This is a genomic window from Phaeobacter sp. BS52, from assembly GCF_045040595.1.
GTDB classification, from domain to species: Bacteria; Pseudomonadota; Alphaproteobacteria; order Rhodobacterales; family Rhodobacteraceae; genus Phaeobacter; species Phaeobacter piscinae.
The window spans coordinates 976,682-994,623 of sequence record NZ_CP090662.1; the positions used below are offsets into that span (position 1 = coordinate 976,682).

The following is a 17,942-nucleotide window of genomic DNA, read 5'->3' on the forward strand; positions in this document are numbered from 1 at the left end:
ATATAAGGGGAAGATGATGCGACATGATGAGCATCTGGAACATAAATTCGCGCGCTTCGGCGAGGATCTGACCGTCGGGGATGAGGCCGACGACATGGTCGTGATCAGCGGCTACGCCAGCTTGTTCGGCTGCGTCGATGGCGGCGGTGATCTGGTGCAATCTGGCGCCTATCAGGCGTCGCTGGACCGTCTTTGCAAGGCCGGGATTGCGGTGAAAATGCTCTGGCAGCATGACCCGGCACAGCCGATCGGCGTCTGGGATACGGTCCGCGAGGATGCCCGCGGCCTGCATGTCACGGGCCGTATCCTGACCCGCACCCAGAAGGGGGCGGAGGCGGCAGCGCTGATTGGTGCCGGTGCGCTGGATGGTCTCTCCATCGGCTATCGCACCCGCCGCGCCACCGCGCGCAAAGGCGGCGGTCGCTGCTTGGCGGAACTCGACCTTTGGGAGGTGTCACTGGTGACCTTCCCGATGCTGCCCACCGCCCGCGTAACCGCCACCGCACAGCCCGTGACAGCCGCCAAATCGACATCGGCCGAGCCGGATCTGAGCGATCCCGGCGAGACACCGCAGATCTGGCGCGAGGTGATCGAACTGTTGCGCAGCGGGGCCAGTCTCGCACCCCTCGGCTGAGCACAGCGCCGTTTCCCGTCTTCTCCAACCGACCCAAAGGACAGACAGATGAGCCACACCCAATCCCACAACGACCCATCGGCCCACCCCGATGCAGCCCCGCAGGAGGTCAAACAGGCCGTTTCCGACTTCGTGCATAATTTCAATGGGTTCAAAGACGACGTTGCCTTGAAACTGAAACAGACAGAAGAGCGTATGACCATGCTGGATCGCAAATCTCACTTTGCCAATCGCCCCCCGCTTGCCGCCGCCGATGCGGGCGCGGCCCCCCATCAAAAGGCGCTGGATGCCTATCTTCGCTCCGGTGATGATGCCGCCCTGCGCGGTCTTGATCTGGATGCCAAGGCGATGAACACCACCGTCAATGGCGATGGCGGCTACCTGGTGGATCCACAGACCGCAGAGAGCGTGAAATCGGTGCTCTCCAGCACCGCTTCCCTCCGCGCAGTGGCGTCGGTGGTGACGGTGGAGGCAACCTCTTATGATGTGCTCATTGACCACGGCGATGTGGGGCATGGCTGGGCCAATGAGACAAGTGCCGTCACCGAAACATCCACCCCGGTGATCGACCGGATCACCATCCCGCTGCATGAACTCAGCGCGCTGCCCAAGGCCTCGCAGCGGCTGCTGGATGACAGTGCCTTTGATATTGAGGGCTGGCTGGCAGGGCGCATCGCGGATAAATTCTCCCGTGCCGAGGCCGCCGCCTTCATCATGGGCGACGGCAATGACAAGCCCACCGGCATCCTCTACCACCCGGTGATGGCCAACGACAGCTGGAGCTGGGGCAACCTTGGCTATGTGACCACCGGTGTTGAGGGCGATATCGGCGATGGCGATGCGATCATTGATCTGGTCTATGCGCTTGGCGCGCAGTACCGCGCCAACGCCAGCTTTCTGATGAATTCCAAAACCGCTTAGCCTGCTGCGCAAGCTGAAGGACGCCGATGGCCGCTTCCTGTGGTCCGATGGTCTGGCTGCCGCAGAACCGGCGCGGCTGATGGGCTATCCGGTTGTCATTGCTGAGGATATGCCCGACGCCGATGTGAACGGCTATGCCGTGGCCTTTGGCGATTTTGCGGCTGGCTACACCATCGCCGAACGCCCGGACCTGCGGGTGTTGCGCGATCCCTTCAGCGCCAAACCGCATGTGCTGTTTTATGCCACCAAACGTGTGGGCGGCAATGTCAGCGATTTTGCGGCCATCAAACTGCTGAAATTCGGCCTGAGCTGACGCTTGGACCGATGGCGGGACCGGCTCTCCGGTTCCGTCTGCGGATGCGCGCCCCGGCCACTGTCGTCCAGCTGCTCCCCTTCCGTCCCACGGCAGCAGTCCGGCGCGCATCCGTGCCCCGATCCGATCCGCCAGACGCAGCCCCACCCGAGCAGCCCTGAAAGAACAGCCGTTGGAGTGAAATGATGATGTTGAGTGAAGTGACACCGGTGCCAGAGGCAGCCCTGCCGCAAGAGGCGTTCAAGGCGCATCTGCGTCTGGGCACCGGGTTTGATGAGGCGGGTTTGCAGGAGGCGGTGTTGATCAGCTTCCTGCGCGCGGCCATCGCGGCGATTGAGGCGCGCACCGGCAAGGTGTTGCTGGCGCGGGATTTTCTGCTGACGCTTTCGACCTGGCGCGGCCCGCAGGTGCAGGCGTTGCCACTGGCGCCGGTGCAGATGATCCACTCGGTCACGCTGGTTGGCTCCGACGGGGGCGAGACGCTGCTGGAGGCCGGGCGTTACCGGCTGGAACCCGACAGCCAGCAGCCCCGGCTGCGCCCGGTGGGGGGGCCGTTGCCGATGATTGCCAGCGGCGGCGCGGTGCGGATTGCGATCCGCGCTGGCATGGCCAACAGCTGGGCGGCGCTGCCCGGTGATCTGGCGCAGGCGGTGCTGATGCTGGCGGCGCATTACTACGAATTCCGTGATGACACCCGGCTGCAGGGCGGGTGCATGCCCTTTGGGGTGACCAGCCTGATCGAACGCTACCGCGCCCTGCGGGTGAGCCTGGGGGTGGGGGCTGTTGGAGACCGTGGCTTTGGTCGCAACCTCGGACCGGGGGCAGGCGCATGAGCCGCCGCACCACCGCGCGCCGCGCATCCGCCGCCACACCACGTCTCAACCGCTGTCTGGCGCTGGAAGATCCGCGCCGCACCTCGGATGGCGCGGGCGGGTTTCTTGAGGCATGGCAATTGCTTGGCCACCATTGGTGCGAGATGCGTGCGCTCACCGGGCGCAGCACCGACCAATCCGGCACCAGCCTGTCGCTGCAACGCTATCGTATCACCCTGCGTGCCCATCCGCCCGGCAGCCCGGCGCGGCCCCGACCAGATCAGCGGCTGCGCGATGGCGCCCGGATTTTCCGCATTGATGCGGTGGCCGAAGGCGACCCCGATGGCCGCTTCCTGACCTGTTTTGCAACCGAGGAGACAAGCGCATGACCTATGCCCTGGCCCTGCCATTGCAGGAAGCACTCTTTCAGCATCTGAGCACCGACCCCGATCTGACCGCAGCGCTGAATGGTGCGGTTTATGACGCGCTGCCTGCAGGCACGCTGCCGCAGACCTATGTGACCCTCGGCCCGGAGGAGGTGCGCGACCGTTCTGATCGCAGCGGCGCTAGCGCCCATCATCGGGTGGAGATCACCGTGCACACCGATACCGCTGGCTTTGCCGGGGCCAAGGCGATTGCCGCCCTGATTTGCGACAGCCTGACGGCAGTTGAGCCGGTGCTGGCCCTGTCTCGGGGGCGGCTGGTGGGGCTGTGGTTTGAGCGCGCAAATGCCAGCCGCAACAAATCCGGTGGCCGTCAGATCCGCCTGCGCTTTGCCGCGCGACTGGAGGATATCTGACCGCTCAAAACAAACGGCAATACCGATAAATCAGATAATTGCGCAGCACAGCTGATGTTTTTTTTCGCCGTGCTGCCCGCCTTTTCAACCACAGGAGATCACCACAATGAGTGTCCAAAACGGCAAGGATCTATTGGTCAAGGTCGATATGACCGGCGACGGTCAGTTCGAAACCATCGCAGGGCTGCGCGCCACGCGTATCAGCTTCAACGCTGAAAGCGTCGATGTCACCAGTCTGGAAAGTCAGGGCGGCTGGCGTGAGCTGCTGTCCGGCGCCGGGGTGCGTTCGGCGAATATCTCCGGTTCTGGTATTTTTCGCGACGAAGGCACCGATGAGAGGGCGCGGCAGCTGTTCTTTGACGGGCTGACCCCGGCGTTTCAGGTGATCATCCCCGATTTCGGCATTGTCGAAGGCGCGTTTCAGGTGACCGCCTTGGAGTATGCTCGGCAGCCACAATGGCGAGGCGACCTATGAGCTGTCGCTGGCCAGCGCCGGGGCGCTGGTTTTCACGGCCATTTAAGGGAGGCGGTGCGGATGGATCCCCACGTACAAACCGGCTCTGGTGCCAATCCCCACACAGGCGAGGTGGCGCTGGGGATCAACGGCCAGATGCTGCCGCTGAAACTGACCCTTGGCGCACTTGCCGCTTTGGAGTGCGAGTTGCGGACCAGGTCGCTGATTGACCTCGTGACCCGGTTCGAGGGCGGCGGATTCTCCGCGGCCGATGTGCTGGCGCTGCTGGCGGCAGGGTTGCGCGGCGGCGGTCACTGCCTCAGCGCTGCCGAGCTGGCCGCTGCCGATATTGACGGCGGCCCGATGCAGGCGGCGCGGGTCGCCGCACAGCTCCTGGCGCGCAGTTTTGCGCTGCCGGGAGAGGTCACCCCATGACGCCCCAGCAGCGCGCCACAGATGGACAAGGCACCGGGCTTGATTGGCTAGCGCTGATCCGGGCCGGGCTGGTTGGGCTGCGCCTCACGCCGGATCAGTTCTGGCGCCTCACCCCGGCAGAGCTGCGGTTGATGCTGGGACAGGACACGGGCGCGGTGCCACTGGGGCGGGCTGGTCTGGATCAACTGATGCAGGCCTTTCCCGACCCCGCAGCGCCGACACCCAAAGAAACAGGAGCAGTAAGCGATGACTGACACAGGACTGAATGCGCTGGACCAGCAGAGCGAGGCGCTGAGCGATAGTCTGGGCGACGCGGCAGGTATGGCGGCCACGTTCGATGCCGAGCTGCGCCGGGTGCGCGCCGCCTTCGCCGCCACCGGCAAGGATGCCGAAACACTGGAGCGCGGCATGTCCAAGGGGCTGCGCCGGGCCTTTGACGGTGTGGTCTTTGACGGCATGAAACTCTCCGGTGCGCTGGATACCATGGCGCAGTCGATGATCCAGACCACCTATTCGGCGGCCATCAAACCCGTGACCAGCCATGTGGGCGGGCTGTTGTCGGAGGGGGTGGGAAAGCTGATGAGCGGCATCCTCCCCTTTGCCGATGGGGCGGCGTTTTCGCAGGGCCGGGTGATGCCCTTTGCCAAAGGCGGTGTTGTGACCGGGCCGGTGAGTTTTCCGATGCGCGGCGCAACCGGCCTGATGGGAGAAGCCGGCCCGGAGGCGATCCTGCCGCTGACACGCGGCGCGGATGGGGCGCTGGGGGTGCGCAGCCAGGGCGGCGGGGGCCCTTCGGTGGTGATGAATATCCAGACCCCCGATGTGCAGGGATTTCAACGCAGCCAGGGCCAGATCGCGGCCCAGCTGAGCCGCGCCCTGACGCGTGGCAACCGCAACCGCTGAGCCGGAGGACAGCAGATGAATTTTCACGAGGTCAGATTTCCCGCATCGCTCAGCTTTGGCTCCATCGGCGGGCCGGAGCGGCGCACCGATGTGGTGACGCTCGCCAATGGGCATGAGGAACGCAACACCCCCTGGGCGCATTCGCGCCGCCGCTATGACGCGGGGCTGGGCCTTCGGGGGCTGGAGGATATCGAGGCGCTGATCGCCTTTTTCGAGGCACGACAGGGCCAGATGTATGGCTTCCGCTGGAAGGATTGGTCCGATTTCAAATCCGCCCGCGCGACGCAGGAGGTGGCGTTTGGGGATCAGGTGATTGGCATGGGCGACGGGGAACAGCGGGTGTTTCAGCTGACCAAGACCTATCGCTCCGGCAGCTATGCCTATCAGCGCCCGATTGCGAAACCGGTGGTGGGCAGCGTGCGCATCGGGATTGAGCAGGACGCCCTGCAGGAGACGGTGGATTACACGCTCGACAGCAGCCTCGGCACCATTACGCTGGCGCATCCGCCGGAGGCCGGTCTGGCAGTAAAGGCAGGGTTTGAATTTGATGTGCCGGTGCGCTTTGACACCGACCGCATCCAGACCAGCGTAGCGTCCTTTCAGGCGGGCGACGTGCCCAATGTGCCGGTAGTGGAGGTGCGGGTCTGATGGCGGGGGTGAGCGAGGCGTTTCAAACTCATGTAGCAGGCGGCCTGACCACGTTGTGTCGCTGTTGGCTGGTCACCCGCAGCGATGGCGTACAGTTCGGCTTTACCGACCACGACCGCGATCTTCGGTTCGAAACTGCCGCCGAGGGTGAGGCCGGTCTGCTGTTTCGCGCAGGCACTGGCCTGACCGCGCGCAGCCTGCAACAGGCCACCGGGCTGGCGGTGGACAATACCGAGGCGCTTGGCGCGCTGAGCGATGCCGCCATCTGCGAAGAGGAGATTGAGGCTGGGCGGTTTGATGGTGCTGAGGTGCGCTGCTGGCTGGTCAATTGGGCTGATGTGTCGGTCCGCTGGTTGCAGTTTCGCGGCAGTTTCGGCCAGATCCGCCGCGCTGGCGGCGCCTTTGAGGCGGAGCTGCGCGGCCTGACCGAGGCGCTCAACCAGCCGATGGGGCGGATCTATCAGAAACCCTGCACGGCGGTGTTGGGCGATCGGGCCTGCCGCTTTGATATGACCACACCGGGCTATGCGCTGGACCGGGCCGCCGAAGAGATCCGCGAGGGGCAATATTTCAGCTTTGCCGCCCTGCCGGGGTTTGAGCCGAACTGGTTCACGTCTGGCCGCCTCACGGTGATGAGTGGGGCCGCCAAGGGGCTGTGGGGCTGGATCAAACAGGACCGCCAGCAGGCCGGGCGGCTGGGACAGGACGCAAACGCGCCGGATCCAAGTGTTGAACACCGCCAGCTGACCCTGTGGGAGCCGTTGCGCGCGACGGTTCAGCCCGGCGATCTGCTGCATCTGGCCGCGGGCTGTGACAAGCGGCTGAAGACCTGCCGGTTGAAGTTCAACAATGGCGTCAACTTTCAGGGCTTCCCGGATATTCCCGGCGAAGACTGGGTGATGAGCGTGCCGCGCCAGAGCGGCACCAACACCGGCGGCAGCCGCAGATGAGTGGCGCGACGGGGGTATCCCGCACCGCATTGGTCGCGGCAGCACGGGGCTGGCTGGGCACGCCCTATGTGCATCAGGCGGCCACGCGCGGCGCCGGTTGTGATTGCCTTGGCCTGATCCGGGGGCTTTGGCGCGAGGTCTACGGTCAGGAGCCAGAGGCGGTGCCAGGCTACACGATGGACTGGTCCGAACCGCAAGGTGAGGAGGCGCTGTGGCAGGCCGCGCTGCGCCATCTCACGCCCAGACCCCTCACCGAGGCGCGCGCTGGCGATGTGATCCTGTTCCGTATGCGGCGCGGCGCGGTGGCCAAGCATATTGCGCTGCAAACTGAAACCGGCGCCATGCCGCGATTTATCCATGCCTATAGCGGCCACGGGGTGGTTGAAAACACCCTGAGCCACCCGTGGCACCGGCGGATCGTGGCGCGGTTTTCCTTTCCTGATGTTGATGCTGATGAGGTGACGTGATGGCGACCATTCTTCTTTCTGCGGCGGGGGCGGCACTTGGCGGCTCGGTTGGGGGGGCTGTGGCGGGCCTGTCGTCAGTTGCGATTGGCCGCGCGCTTGGCGCCACGGTTGGACGCGCGATTGACAGCCGCCTGCTGGGTGCGGGCAGTGAGCCGGTGCAGACCGGCCGGGTGGAACGGTTTCGCCTGACCCATGCCAGTGACGGCCAGCCGATTGCGCAGGTTTATGGCCGGATGCGGGTGGGCGGACAGGTGATCTGGGCGTCAGAGTTCCGCGAAACCTCCAGCACCAGTGGCGGCGGAGGCAAGGGCGGCGGTGCGCGCCAGCCCAAGGTGACAAGCTACAGCTATGATGTCTCTCTGGCGGTGGCGGTCTGCGCCGGGGAGGTGGCCTCCATCGGGCGGGTCTGGGCCGATGGGGAGGAGGTGGCGCCCAAGGATCTCAATATGACCGTCTATCGCGGCACCATGGACCAACTGCCCGACCCGGTGATGGAGGCGGTAGAGGGCGCAGGCGCGGTGCCCGCTTATCGCGGCACCGCCTATGTGGTGATGGAAGGTCTCGCACTGGAACGCTTTGGCAACCGGGTGCCGCAATTCTCGTTTGAGGTGCTGCGTGCCGAGCAACCCAGCTCAAACAGCTATGATCTGGATCTGCCGCAGCTGGTTCAGGGCGTGGCGCTGATGCCGGGGACCGGGGAGTATGCGCTGGCCACGACGCCGGTGCATTATGATCATGGGCCGGGACAGGCAAAACCGGCCAATTCGCACAGCCCCTCGGGGGAGACGGATCTGGTGACCTCGCTCACCACATTGGGAGAGGAGCTGCCCGCCTGTGGCGCGGCCTCGCTGATTGTGTCGTGGTTTGGCGATGATCTGCGCTGTGGCGTGTGTAGCGTCAAACCGAAGGTAGAGCGCCAGCATATTGAGGGGGCGAATATGCCCTGGTCCGTCGCGGGTCTGACCCGCACGGAGGCGGAGCTGATCGCGCGGCAGGAGGACCGGCCGATCTATGGCGGCACCCCCACCGACGCCTCAGTGATTGAGGCCATTCGCGCACTGCAGGAACAGGGCAAGCGGGTGATGTTCTACCCGTTTATCCTGATGGATCAGATGGCGGGCAATGATTTGCCTGATCCCTGGAGCGGCGAAGTAGGGCAGGCGCATCTGCCGTGGCGCGGGCGCATCACCCTGTCGCGGGCACCGGGCCAGCCGGGCACCCCGGATGGGACAGCAGCGGCGCGTATGGAGGTGCAGCAGTTCTTTGGCACTGTGACGGCGGCGGATTTCACCGTGGCTGACGGGAGCGTCAGCTACAGTGGCCCGGTAGAGGACTGGGGGCTGCGGCGGTTTATCCTGCACAATGCCGCGCTTTGTGCGGCGGCGGGCGGGGTTGCGGCCTTCTGCATCAGCTCTGAGATGCGCGGGCTGACCCAGATCCGCGATGAGGCGGGTTTTCCCGCCGTGGCAGAGCTGCGGGCGCTGACGCAGGAGGTGCGCCAGATCCTCGGGCCGGACACCAAGATCGGCTATGCCGCCGATTGGTCGGAATACTGGGGCTACCAGAGCCCGGAGGGGGACCGCTATTTCCACCTTGATCCGCTGTGGGCGGATGAGGAGATCGACTTCATCGGCATCGACAACTACATGCCGCTGTCCGACTGGCGCGAGGGGGGGGATCATCTGGACGCCAAGGCAGGCACGCCCAATATCTATGACCTCAGCTATCTGCGCGCCAATATCGAGGGCGGTGAGGGCTATGACTGGTATTACCACTCGCCCGAGGCGGAGGCGGCCCAGATCCGCACCCCGATCACCGATGGGGCTTATGAGGAGCCGTGGATCTGGCGCTACAAGGATCTGCGCAGCTGGTGGTCGAAACCGCATCATGACCGGATCAACGGCGAACGGGCCGCATTGCCCACCGCATGGGAGCCTGAGAGCAAGCCGATCTGGTTCACTGAACTGGGCTGTGCGGCCATCGACAAGGGGACCAATCAGCCCAACAAGTTTCTGGATCCCAAAAGCTCGGAATCAAAACTGCCGAAATTCTCTGACGGGCAGCGTGATGACATGATGCAGCTGGCCTATCTGCGTGCCCTTCTGGGCTATTGGGGGGAGGCGGGGAATAACCCGGTCTCAGAGGTCTATGGCGGTCCGATGCTGGATATGTCCAACGCCTATGTCTGGGCCTGGGATGCGCGCCCCTTTCCAACCTTTCCCAATGCTGTGGAGGTCTGGAGCGACGGTGAGAACTACCTGCGTGGGCATTGGCTGAACGGACGGGTGGGGCAACGCACGTTGGCCTCGGTGCTGGAGGAGATCTGTACCGCCTCTGGGGTTGCGGCAATAGATGTGAGCGACCTGCCTGCGCTGGTGCGGGGCTATGCGATCAGCGACGTCGGAGAGGCCCGCGCGGCGCTGCAACCGCTGCTGTTGCGCCACGGGGTGGATGCGATAGAACGCGACGGGGTGTTGCGCTTCCGCCTGCGCAACGGACGAGCGGATGCCACACTGGATCTGGCGCAACTGGTTGAGGGGCAGGAGCTGGATGGGGTCATCGAACAGACCCGCGCGCCAGAGGCAGAGCTGGCTGGCCGTATGCGCCTGCGCTTTGTCGAATGGGGCGGGCGCCATGACCTGCGCGGGGAGGAGGCGATCCTGCCCGATGAGGCCACCCATGCAGTCAGCGACAATGAACTGCCGATGGCGCTGACCCGCGCCGAAGGGCGGCAGGTGGTGGACCGCTGGCTGAGCGAGGCGCGCATGGCCCGCGATACCCTGCGGCTGGAACTGCCACCCTCCGCCATGGCGCTGGGCGCGGGGGATGTGATCCGCCTGCCGCTTGCGGGGGCGGTGGCCGAACCGGGTTCCGACAGCGGTGCGCAGGCGCGCTACCGTATTGACCGGGTCGAACAGGGCGCGGCGCAGCTGATCGAGGCGGTGCGGATCGAGCCGGAGAACTACCACCCCGCGCCGGTGCCGGAGGAATTGCCGGGTGTCACCGCCTTTGCGGCGCCAGTGCCGGTGCTGCCGCTGTTCATGGATCTGCCGCTGATCCGCGGCGATGAGGTGCCCCATGCGCCGCATCTGGCGGTCACGGCGGCTCCCTGGCCGGGGAGTGTCGCCCTATATGGTGCACAGAGCGATGCGGATTATGTGTTGGAAGAGGTGTTGGCCGCGGCCTCTACCATTGCCATCACCAATACGGTGCTGCCTGCGGGCGCGCTGGGCCGTTGGGAGCGGGGGGCAGATCTGGAGGTCGATATAGTCTCCGGCCAGTTCCAGAGCCGCGATCCGCTGGCGGTGCTGAATGGTGCCAATTTGGTAGCGATCGGCGATGGCACCCCTGGCAATTGGGAGCTGATGCAGTTTGCCACGGCTGAGCTGATTGCACCGGGGCGCTACCTGCTGCGCGACCGGCTGCGCGGTCAGCAGGGCAGCGATGCGCGGATGCCGGTGTCCTGGCCCAAGGGGTCCTATGTAGTGGCGCTGGATGGCACTCCGCAGCAGATAGAAGTCGCAGCCAACCAGCGCGGTCTCAGTCGTCATTATCGTATCGGCACCGCACGGCGGGCCTATGATGACCCGAGCTATCTGCATCTGGAGACGGCTTTTGCAGGGGAAGGGCTGCGTCCCTATGCGCCGGTGCATCTGCGCCAGCAAGGCGCGCTGGGTTCTGGTGCGGTTGGGCTGAACTGGATCCGCCGCAGCCGCATCGACGGCGACCGTTGGGATCTGGTGGAGATCCCGCTTGGTGAGGATCTGGAGCGCTACCGCCTGCGCATCCTGCGCGGCAGTGACGTGCTGCGCGAGGAGCTGCTGGACAGTCCGGTCTGGAGCTATCCGCCAGCGGCCCAGGTGGCGGATGCGGTGGCACCGGGGGATCGTGTGGAGGTGGCGCAAGTCTCGGCCCGGTATGGCGCCGGGGCGGTTTCTGCCCTGCGGCTGGTCTGAGGAGGGACGGCAATGCGACGGCCTGTCCTGCCAGGTGACATCACCAGCACCGCCCGCGCCTTGCTGGCGGTGGCCCCGGCGCAACGGCGGGCGCTGTGCGAGCGGATCTTTGCCGGGGCCGGGCAGGCGCTGCGCCATACGCGCCGCACCCGGCGGCTCTGCCCGGATTGGGGGGATGGCTCCCTCAGCGCGGCGGCGCGAAAATTCACGCTTGCGGATGAGCCGTTTTATGACGCGGCCCCCTATCTGGCCTGCACGCGGCTGGTGCTGGCCCGGCTGGCGCGGCATCTGCGCGACCCTGCGGCGGCGGAAGGTCACGGGGCTGACCCTTAAAGCCGATCTGATGCGGCTGCCGCCGCCGTTTTAAGGCGCGCTGTGCCATCTCTCCCTCCGGGCGATCACAGATCCGCACAGCGGCTGTGCGTGCGCTGCTGCGCGTCGTAATTCGACCCTCGGCGCAATAAAAACAATGGACTGGCGCGGCATATAAATCTGGCGGAGCGGAAAGATCAGCAGATCCGATGGCTGTCATCACGGATTTGCGGTTGGCCTTTCGGCGGATAAATCGCTACTCTGAGGGGCAGCACAGGAGGCAGAGCCATGCTTGAGACGCGCCACGCCGTCAGTTCCGTTGATCCGGTCTGGGATCAGATCACCACCGAGGCGCAGGACGCCGTGAGCCGCCAGCCGCTGATGGGCGGGCTGATTCACGCCTGCATCCTGCATCACACCTCACTTGAAAAGGCGCTGTCCTATCGCATCGCGGCCAAGCTTTGCTCCAATGAGATGTCGATGGTGATCCTGCGCGAGATTGTCGACAAGGCCTATGGCGAAAACCCCGATCTGATCGCCGCCGGGCGCGCCGATCTGATGGCGGTCTATGAACGCGATCCCGCCTGCCACCGGCTGTTGCAGCCGATCCTCTACTTCAAGGGCTATCAGGCGGTGCAATGTTACCGTGTGGCCAATTGGCTGTGGCAGCAGGGTGACTATGACCTGTCCTATTTCTTCCAGATGCGGATCTCCGAGATCTTTGGCGTTGATATCCACCCGGCGGCGCGGATTGGCCGGGGCATCATGATCGACCACGCCCATTCCATCGTCATTGGCGAAACCGCTGTGGTGGGCGACAATGTGTCGATGCTGCATTCGGTGACCCTGGGCGGTACCGGCAAGGAAGAGGAAGACCGCCATCCCAAGATTGGCAATGGCGTGCTGATTGGGGCTGGCGCCAAAGTGCTCGGCAATATCAAGGTCGGCCATTGCTCGCGCATCGCCGCAGGCTCCGTGGTGCTGCAGGAGGTGCCACCGTGCAAGACCGTGGCAGGCGTCCCGGCCAAGATCGTCGGCGAGGCAGGTTGTGATCAGCCCTCGGTCAGCATGAATCAGGTGCTGGCGGGCGGCAAGCCGCAGTAAGGCGGCGCTGCGGGGAAGCATCGCGGGTGTAGCGAGTGCCTCCACGGGTGTGCCTGTGAGTATTTTTGGAAAGATGACGATGAAGAGGGGCGGCGTTGGCTGGCCCCTTTTTTCGTGGGGTGGAGGTGCGGTCTGGGTCATGAACATTATGTCGCTTCAGCGTAGTATATAATATATACACGCCCTGATTGCATTGATATCCATAGCGACATGTTAAACGAACCCGAACTGCCAAAGCGCCGGTACGACGGCAAGATTGCGGATCCTGAGCGGTGGTTGGCCTTCACCCCGCGCGCGGGGGATATTGTTGTGTCGACGCCGCCAAAGTCAGGCACGACCTGGACGCAGGCCATTCTGGCCTTATTGATCTCCGGCGACCCGGAGGTGGATGCCGCGATCTCGCGCAAGGCACCGTGGATTGATGTCACCTCGCCCGAGCAGGATGGAATTATCGCTGATCTGAACGCGCAAACCGGGCGGCGGCAGGTCAAAACCCATACCCCGCTAGATGGGATCCCGTTTTGGTTGGACCTGCGCTATATCACGGTTTTCAGGCATCCTATTGATGTGCATTTTTCCTTTCGCCGCCATGTCGAGAACATGACGGAGGAGGTGCTTCAGGAGGTCTTCCCACGCGACGTTCAGGCGGGGTTTCATCTTTTTCTGGAGGGAGATCATCGCGATGGGGCCAGTCTGATATCCATTGTCGATCACTATTGCAGTGTGTTGGCATTGGGAAATCGGGACAATGTGCTCTGCCTGCACTATGCCGATATGACTCGTGATCTGAGGTCAGCCGTCGCTCGGATTGCAGATCATATTAGCTTGTCCTACCCGGCTGCAGTGATGGACACGCTGGTGGAAGCGGCGAGATTTTCCAATATGAAGCGCAACGCAGAGAGATTTGCCGTCTTGGCGCGGCAAGGGGTCTGGCGGAACGATTCTGATTTCTTTGATAGTGCGACATCGAGGAAATGGGTTGGTCGGCTTTCGGATGCGGATCTTGCGGCCTATGAGGCGCGTATGGCGGCGTTGCTCAGCCCTGAGGAACGGCACTGGTTGGAATATGGCAGCGCCGGATTGTTGAAGTCCGGTTAACCGGAATTGGGCAGTTCTGCCGGTGTCCTGATCCGGGAGGCTGAAGCGTTGAGAAGCAGCTGCAGCTTTTTTGTTTCAACTTCGAGGGCGGGTCTCGAGCGGTCATAAGTCTCTGTCTACATAAAAAAGGACCGGAGTGCTGCCCCGGTCCTTTCCTTTTTCTCGCCCGTTGAGGTGCGTGGCTCAGGCCAGCATCATCATCGGGTTTTCCAGGTTGTCCTTGATCGCGTTCAAGAGTTCGGCGCCAAGGGCGCCGTCGATGACGCGGTGGTCGACGGACATGGTCACTGACATCACGGTGGCCACGGCCAACTCGCCGTCCGCACCCACAACCGGCTTTTTGACCCCGGCGCCTACGGCAAGGATGCCTGCGTGCGGCGGGTTCACGATGGCGTCGAAATTGTCGATGCCGAACATGCCGAGGTTGGAGATCGCGAAGGAGCCGCCCTGATATTCATGCGGCGCGAGCTTGCGGTCGCGGGCGCGTTTGGCGAGGTCTTTCATCTCGGTCGAGAGGGTTGAGAGCGATTTGGTGTCGCTGTCCTGCAGAACCGGGGTGAACAAGCCGCCCTCAATCGCGACGGCAACGGCCACGTCGGAGGATTGCATCTTCAGCACGCGGTCCCCGGCCCAGACAGCATTGGCGTCGGGCACGGCCTGCAGCGCCAGGGCACAGGCCTTGATGATGAAGTCATTGACCGAGAGTTTGACGCCGCGGGCCTCCAGCTGCTTGTTCAGCTCACCGCGGAACTTCAGCAGCGCATCCAGCTGGATATCGCGACGCAGGTAGAAATGCGGCACGGTCTGCTTGGCCTCGGTGAGGCGGGCAGCGATGGTTTTGCGCATGCCGTCGAGTTTGACCTCCTCATAGGTGCGGCCTTCGTACATGCGGGCGACCTGATCGGCGGAGGGGCCTGTGGGGGCTGCGGCGGTGGCGGCCGGGGCGCTGGCGCTCTCGGCCTTGGCTTGCGGTGCTGAGGCCGCAGCGGCCTGGGGTTTGGCGTTCTCGACGTCGGCTTTCACGATGCGGCCACGGGGGCCGGAGCCTGTGAGGGCTGCGAGGTCCAGACCTTTGTCCGCCGCAATCCGGCGCGCCAGGGGTGATGCAAAGATGCGGTTGCCATCGGCGCCCTGCGGGGCTGCGGGCGCGGGTGTTGCGGCCGCGGCCTCTGCCGGGGCCGATGCGGGAGCAGCTTCCTCGGAGGCGGCGGGCGCGGGCGCCTCGTCTGCTGCGGAAGCGGGGGCATCCGGTGTGGCGCCGATATCATCGGCGCTTTCGCCATCTTCCAGCAGCACCGCGATGGGGCTGTTGACCTTCACGCCCTCAGAGCCCTCGGGGATCAGGATCTTGCCAATGGTGCCTTCGTCGACGGCCTCAAACTCCATCGTCGCCTTGTCGGTTTCGATTTCCGCCAGCAAGTCGCCGGAGGCGACAGTGTCGCCTTCCTTCACGAGCCATTTGGCGAGCGTGCCTTCCTCCATTGTGGGAGAGAGGGCGGGCATCAGGATTTCTGTGGGCATCGCTGTCTCTCCTTACCGGTAGGTCACTTGCTTCACCGCTTCGATCACCTCATCGGTGGTGACCAGCGCGTGTTTTTCGAGGTTGGCGGCATAAGGCATGGGCACATCCTTGCCGGTGCAGGTGATGACGGGGGCATCAAGGTAGTCGAAGGCCTCCTGCATCACCACGGAGGAGATGTAGCTGCCGACGGACCCCTGCGGCCAGCCTTCCTCAACAGTGACCAGACGGTTGGTCTTCATCACCGACTTGATGATGGAGCCGGTGTCCATCGGACGCAGGGTGCGCAGGTCGATGACCTCGGCGGAGATGCCATCCTCGGCCAGTTTTTCCGCTGCTTCCAGTGCATAGGTCATGCCGATGCCGAAGGAGACGATGGTGACATCCTCGCCCTTGCGCCAGATCCGGGCCTTGCCAAAGGGAACGGTGTAGTCATCCAGCTTCGGCACATCGAAGGATTTGCCGTAGAGGATCTCATTCTCGAGGAAGATCACCGGGTTGTTGTCGCGGATGGCGGTTTTCATCAGACCTTTGGCGTCGGAGGCGGAGTAGGGCATCGCCACCTTCAGGCCGGGGATCTGCATATACCAAGCGGCGTAATCCTGAGAGTGCTGGGCGCCAACGCGGGCGGCAGCACCATTGGGGCCACGGAACACCATGGGCGCGCCCATCTGGCCGCCGGACATATACAGCGTCTTGGCGGCGGAGTTGATGATGTGGTCAATCGCCTGCATGGCGAAGTTGAAGGTCATGAACTCAACAATGGGACGCAACCCGCCAAAGGCCGCACCAGTGGCGATCCCGGCAAAACCATGTTCGGTGATCGGGGTGTCGATCACGCGCTTGGCGCCGAATTCATCCAAGAGGCCCTGGGAGATCTTGTAGGCGCCCTGATATTCGGCGACTTCCTCGCCCATCAGGAAGACATCATCGTCGCGGCGCATCTCTTCGGCCATGGCGTCGCGCAGCGCTTCGCGCACGGTGGTCTGCACCACCTCGGTGCCCTCGGGCCAGTCGGGGGTGTCATCCACCTCCGGTGCGGCGGGGGCTGCGGCAGCAGCCGCGGCGGTTGCGGGCGCCGCAGGTGCCTCTGCCGCCGGGGCTTCGTTTGCGGACAATTCGGATGCTGCGGGGGCGGCATCGGGGTCGTAGCTTTCGCCATCCTCCAGCAGCACCGCGATGGGGCTGTTGACCTTCACGTTCTCGGTGCCCTCGGCGATCAGGATCTTGCCGACGGTGCCTTCGTCCACCGCCTCAAACTCCATCGTCGCCTTGTCGGTTTCGATTTCGGCCAGGATATCGCCGGAATTTACGGTATCGCCCTCTTTGACCAGCCATTTGGCCAGGGTGCCTTCCTCCATGGTCGGCGACAGGGCGGGCATCAGGATTTCAGTTGCCATATCGTGTTACGTCCCCTCAGGCGGTTTCTTGCGGCAGCTCGTCCGCATAAATATCGGTCCAGAGTTCTTCGAGCGCCGGTTCCGGGCTCTCCTTGGAGAAATCTGCGGATTTGTTGACGATGTCCTTGATCTCTTTGTCGATCGCCTTCAGGTCATCCTCGGTCGCGTGTTTGCCGGTGAGCAGCATATCGCGGACCTGTTCGATGGGATCGCGTTCCTCGCGCATTTTCTGCACCTCTTCGCGGGTGCGGTATTTGGCCGGGTCGGACATGGAGTGACCACGGTAGCGGTAGGTCTTGACCTCAAGGATATACGGGCCTTTGCCCGCGCGGCAGTGGGCAACGGCGCGTTCGTCAGCCTCTTTCACCGCCAGCACATCCATGCCGTCCACTTCCTCACCTTTGATGCCGTAGGCTTCGCCGCGTTTCCACAGGGCGGGGGATTTGGTGGAGCGCTGCACCGAGGTGCCCATGGCGTATTGGTTGTTCTCGATCACGAAAACCACCGGCAGATCCCAGAGCTGGGCCATGTTATAGGTCTCATAGACCTGACCCTGGTTGGCCGCGCCATCGCCGAAATAGGCGAAGGTCACGCGGTCGTTGCCTTTGTATTTGTCAGAGAAGGCGAGGCCTGCACCCAGTGGCACCTGCGCGCCGACGATGCCGTGGCCGCCGTAGAAGTGTTTCTCCTTGGAAAACATATGCATCGAGCCGCCCTTACCCTTGGAGTAGCCGCCTTCGCGGCCGGTCAGCTCGGCCATGACGCCGTTGGGGTCCATGCCACAGGCCAGCATATGGCCGTGGTCGCGGTAGGAGGTGACACGCTTGTCGCCGTCCTCTGCGGCGGCCTCGAGACCGACAACAACCGCTTCCTGACCGATATAGAGGTGGCAGAAGCCGCCAATCAGCCCCATGCCGTAAAGCTGGCTAGGCCTTTTCCTCGAATCGCCGGATCAGCAGCATCTCGCGGTAGTATTCGAGCAGCTCATCAGCAGAAACGTTTGGTTTCTTGACACTTTTTCTCGCAGCCATGGTGGCGGGCTCCCCCTTAAGGCTAGATAGTTTAATGCTAAACTAGTTCATAATGGATTTTACGACGTCATGCGAGTGTTATTATGACGTGCCGTCACCAAGGGGTAAAGGCGATGGCGGATAGAGGTGGTGACGTTGGGAGAGATGGCGGGAGAGGTGGCGTATTTATGAGAGGATTGCGCTGGG

At 63.8% G+C, this 17,942-nt stretch carries 16 protein-coding genes and 3 pseudogenes; 16 read left to right on the forward strand and 3 right to left on the reverse strand.

Annotated elements, in window-relative coordinates:
* Positions 1-16 precede the first annotated feature (16 nt).
* The 16 genes and pseudogenes from L0Z65_RS04830 to L0Z65_RS04905 all read left to right on the forward strand — a co-directional run bounded on the left by L0Z65_RS04830 (position 17) and on the right by L0Z65_RS04905 (position 13,806).
* The gene (locus L0Z65_RS04830; protein WP_405111263.1) at positions 17-634 is read left to right on the forward strand and encodes an HK97 family phage prohead protease; all 618 of its coding nucleotides are present in this window, start codon (positions 17-19) and stop codon (positions 632-634) included.
* A gap of 48 nt (positions 635-682) precedes the next feature.
* Positions 683-1,868, forward strand: a pseudogene (locus tag L0Z65_RS04835) (phage major capsid protein).
* 185 nt (positions 1,869-2,053) lie between these two features.
* On the forward strand, positions 2,054-2,701 hold the full coding sequence (locus L0Z65_RS04840; RefSeq protein ID WP_405111266.1) for a hypothetical protein: 648 nt from the start codon (positions 2,054-2,056) through the stop codon (positions 2,699-2,701).
* A complete protein-coding gene (locus L0Z65_RS04845; protein WP_040169406.1) occupies positions 2,698-3,069 on the forward strand; it encodes a head-tail adaptor protein in 372 nt (123 codons plus the stop codon). Before L0Z65_RS04840 ends, L0Z65_RS04845 begins: the two co-directional genes overlap by 4 nt.
* Positions 3,066-3,479, forward strand: a complete 414-nt coding sequence (locus tag L0Z65_RS04850) for a DUF3168 domain-containing protein (RefSeq protein WP_405111269.1) — start codon at positions 3,066-3,068, stop codon at positions 3,477-3,479. The genes L0Z65_RS04845 and L0Z65_RS04850 overlap by 4 nt, the downstream gene beginning before the upstream one ends.
* Positions 3,480-3,585: 106 nt before the next feature.
* Positions 3,586-4,000: pseudogene (locus tag L0Z65_RS04855) on the forward strand (phage major tail protein, TP901-1 family).
* 14 nt (positions 4,001-4,014) lie between these two features.
* Positions 4,015-4,368 (forward strand): GTA-gp10 family protein, encoded by a 354-nt coding sequence (locus L0Z65_RS04860; RefSeq protein ID WP_405111272.1) that lies wholly within the window; start codon positions 4,015-4,017, stop codon positions 4,366-4,368.
* Entirely contained in the window at positions 4,365-4,622 is a 258-nt protein-coding gene (locus L0Z65_RS04865; RefSeq protein ID WP_405111275.1) for a rcc01693 family protein, read from the forward strand. Before L0Z65_RS04860 ends, L0Z65_RS04865 begins: the two co-directional genes overlap by 4 nt.
* Positions 4,615-5,271, forward strand: coding sequence for a phage tail tape measure protein (locus L0Z65_RS04870; protein ID WP_405111278.1), 657 nt, complete (start codon positions 4,615-4,617; stop codon positions 5,269-5,271). Before L0Z65_RS04865 ends, L0Z65_RS04870 begins: the two co-directional genes overlap by 8 nt.
* Positions 5,272-5,286: 15 nt before the next feature.
* Positions 5,287-5,919, forward strand: coding sequence for a TIGR02217 family protein (locus L0Z65_RS04875; protein ID WP_405111281.1), 633 nt, complete (start codon positions 5,287-5,289; stop codon positions 5,917-5,919).
* Positions 5,919-6,869 (forward strand): DUF2163 domain-containing protein, encoded by a 951-nt coding sequence (locus tag L0Z65_RS04880; RefSeq protein ID WP_405111284.1) that lies wholly within the window; start codon positions 5,919-5,921, stop codon positions 6,867-6,869. Before L0Z65_RS04875 ends, L0Z65_RS04880 begins: the two co-directional genes overlap by 1 nt.
* Positions 6,866-7,336, forward strand: coding sequence for an NlpC/P60 family protein (locus L0Z65_RS04885; RefSeq protein ID WP_040169390.1), 471 nt, complete (start codon positions 6,866-6,868; stop codon positions 7,334-7,336). The genes L0Z65_RS04880 and L0Z65_RS04885 overlap by 4 nt, the downstream gene beginning before the upstream one ends.
* Complete coding sequence (locus L0Z65_RS04890) at positions 7,336-11,292, forward strand: glycoside hydrolase/phage tail family protein (protein WP_405111287.1); 3,957 nt, start codon at positions 7,336-7,338, stop codon at positions 11,290-11,292. Before L0Z65_RS04885 ends, L0Z65_RS04890 begins: the two co-directional genes overlap by 1 nt.
* A gap of 12 nt (positions 11,293-11,304) precedes the next feature.
* On the forward strand, positions 11,305-11,625 hold the full coding sequence (locus tag L0Z65_RS04895; protein ID WP_405111290.1) for a hypothetical protein: 321 nt from the start codon (positions 11,305-11,307) through the stop codon (positions 11,623-11,625).
* 267 nt (positions 11,626-11,892) lie between these two features.
* Positions 11,893-12,708, forward strand: coding sequence for a serine O-acetyltransferase (cysE, locus tag L0Z65_RS04900; RefSeq protein WP_040169387.1), 816 nt, complete (start codon positions 11,893-11,895; stop codon positions 12,706-12,708).
* A 210-nt stretch (positions 12,709-12,918) separates the two neighbouring features.
* Complete coding sequence (locus L0Z65_RS04905; RefSeq protein ID WP_405111293.1) at positions 12,919-13,806, forward strand: sulfotransferase domain-containing protein; 888 nt, start codon at positions 12,919-12,921, stop codon at positions 13,804-13,806.
* Between the two features lie 183 nt (positions 13,807-13,989).
* Here the strand turns inward: L0Z65_RS04905 and L0Z65_RS04910 are convergent, their stop codons facing one another.
* From L0Z65_RS04910 to pdhA, 3 genes and pseudogenes are all read right to left on the reverse strand, one after another.
* Positions 13,990-15,327 carry a pyruvate dehydrogenase complex dihydrolipoamide acetyltransferase gene (locus L0Z65_RS04910; RefSeq protein WP_102896877.1) on the reverse strand — a complete coding sequence of 446 codons (1,338 nt, stop codon included), beginning with the start codon at positions 15,325-15,327 and terminating at the stop codon, positions 13,990-13,992.
* Between the two features lie 12 nt (positions 15,328-15,339).
* Complete coding sequence (locus tag L0Z65_RS04915; RefSeq protein WP_405111297.1) at positions 15,340-16,725, reverse strand: pyruvate dehydrogenase complex E1 component subunit beta; 1,386 nt, start codon at positions 16,723-16,725, stop codon at positions 15,340-15,342.
* A gap of 16 nt (positions 16,726-16,741) precedes the next feature.
* Positions 16,742-17,756, reverse strand: a pseudogene (pdhA, locus tag L0Z65_RS04920) (pyruvate dehydrogenase (acetyl-transferring) E1 component subunit alpha).
* Positions 17,757-17,942: the final 186 nt, after the last annotated feature.

Excerpts from the sequence above, each read along its gene's own strand:
- L0Z65_RS04830 (WP_405111263.1), top strand. The coding sequence starts at position 17 with ATGCGACATGATGAGCATCTGGAACATAAATTCGCGCGCTTCGGCGAG.
- L0Z65_RS04840 (WP_405111266.1), top strand. The coding sequence starts at position 2,054 with ATGATGTTGAGTGAAGTGACACCGGTGCCAGAGGCAGCCCTGCCGCAA.
- L0Z65_RS04845 (WP_040169406.1), top strand. The coding sequence starts at position 2,698 with ATGAGCCGCCGCACCACCGCGCGCCGCGCATCCGCCGCCACACCACGT.
- L0Z65_RS04850 (WP_405111269.1), top strand. The coding sequence starts at position 3,066 with ATGACCTATGCCCTGGCCCTGCCATTGCAGGAAGCACTCTTTCAGCAT.
- L0Z65_RS04860 (WP_405111272.1), top strand. The coding sequence starts at position 4,015 with ATGGATCCCCACGTACAAACCGGCTCTGGTGCCAATCCCCACACAGGC.
- L0Z65_RS04865 (WP_405111275.1), top strand. The coding sequence starts at position 4,365 with ATGACGCCCCAGCAGCGCGCCACAGATGGACAAGGCACCGGGCTTGAT.
- L0Z65_RS04870 (WP_405111278.1), top strand. The coding sequence starts at position 4,615 with ATGACTGACACAGGACTGAATGCGCTGGACCAGCAGAGCGAGGCGCTG.
- L0Z65_RS04875 (WP_405111281.1), top strand. The coding sequence starts at position 5,287 with ATGAATTTTCACGAGGTCAGATTTCCCGCATCGCTCAGCTTTGGCTCC.
- L0Z65_RS04880 (WP_405111284.1), top strand. The coding sequence starts at position 5,919 with ATGGCGGGGGTGAGCGAGGCGTTTCAAACTCATGTAGCAGGCGGCCTG.
- L0Z65_RS04885 (WP_040169390.1), top strand. The coding sequence starts at position 6,866 with ATGAGTGGCGCGACGGGGGTATCCCGCACCGCATTGGTCGCGGCAGCA.
- L0Z65_RS04890 (WP_405111287.1), top strand. The coding sequence starts at position 7,336 with ATGGCGACCATTCTTCTTTCTGCGGCGGGGGCGGCACTTGGCGGCTCG.
- L0Z65_RS04895 (WP_405111290.1), top strand. The coding sequence starts at position 11,305 with ATGCGACGGCCTGTCCTGCCAGGTGACATCACCAGCACCGCCCGCGCC.
- cysE (WP_040169387.1), top strand. The coding sequence starts at position 11,893 with ATGCTTGAGACGCGCCACGCCGTCAGTTCCGTTGATCCGGTCTGGGAT.
- L0Z65_RS04905 (WP_405111293.1), top strand. The coding sequence starts at position 12,919 with ATGTTAAACGAACCCGAACTGCCAAAGCGCCGGTACGACGGCAAGATT.
- L0Z65_RS04910 (WP_102896877.1), bottom strand. The coding sequence starts at position 15,327 with ATGCCCACAGAAATCCTGATGCCCGCCCTCTCTCCCACAATGGAGGAA.
- L0Z65_RS04915 (WP_405111297.1), bottom strand. The coding sequence starts at position 16,725 with ATGGCAACTGAAATCCTGATGCCCGCCCTGTCGCCGACCATGGAGGAA.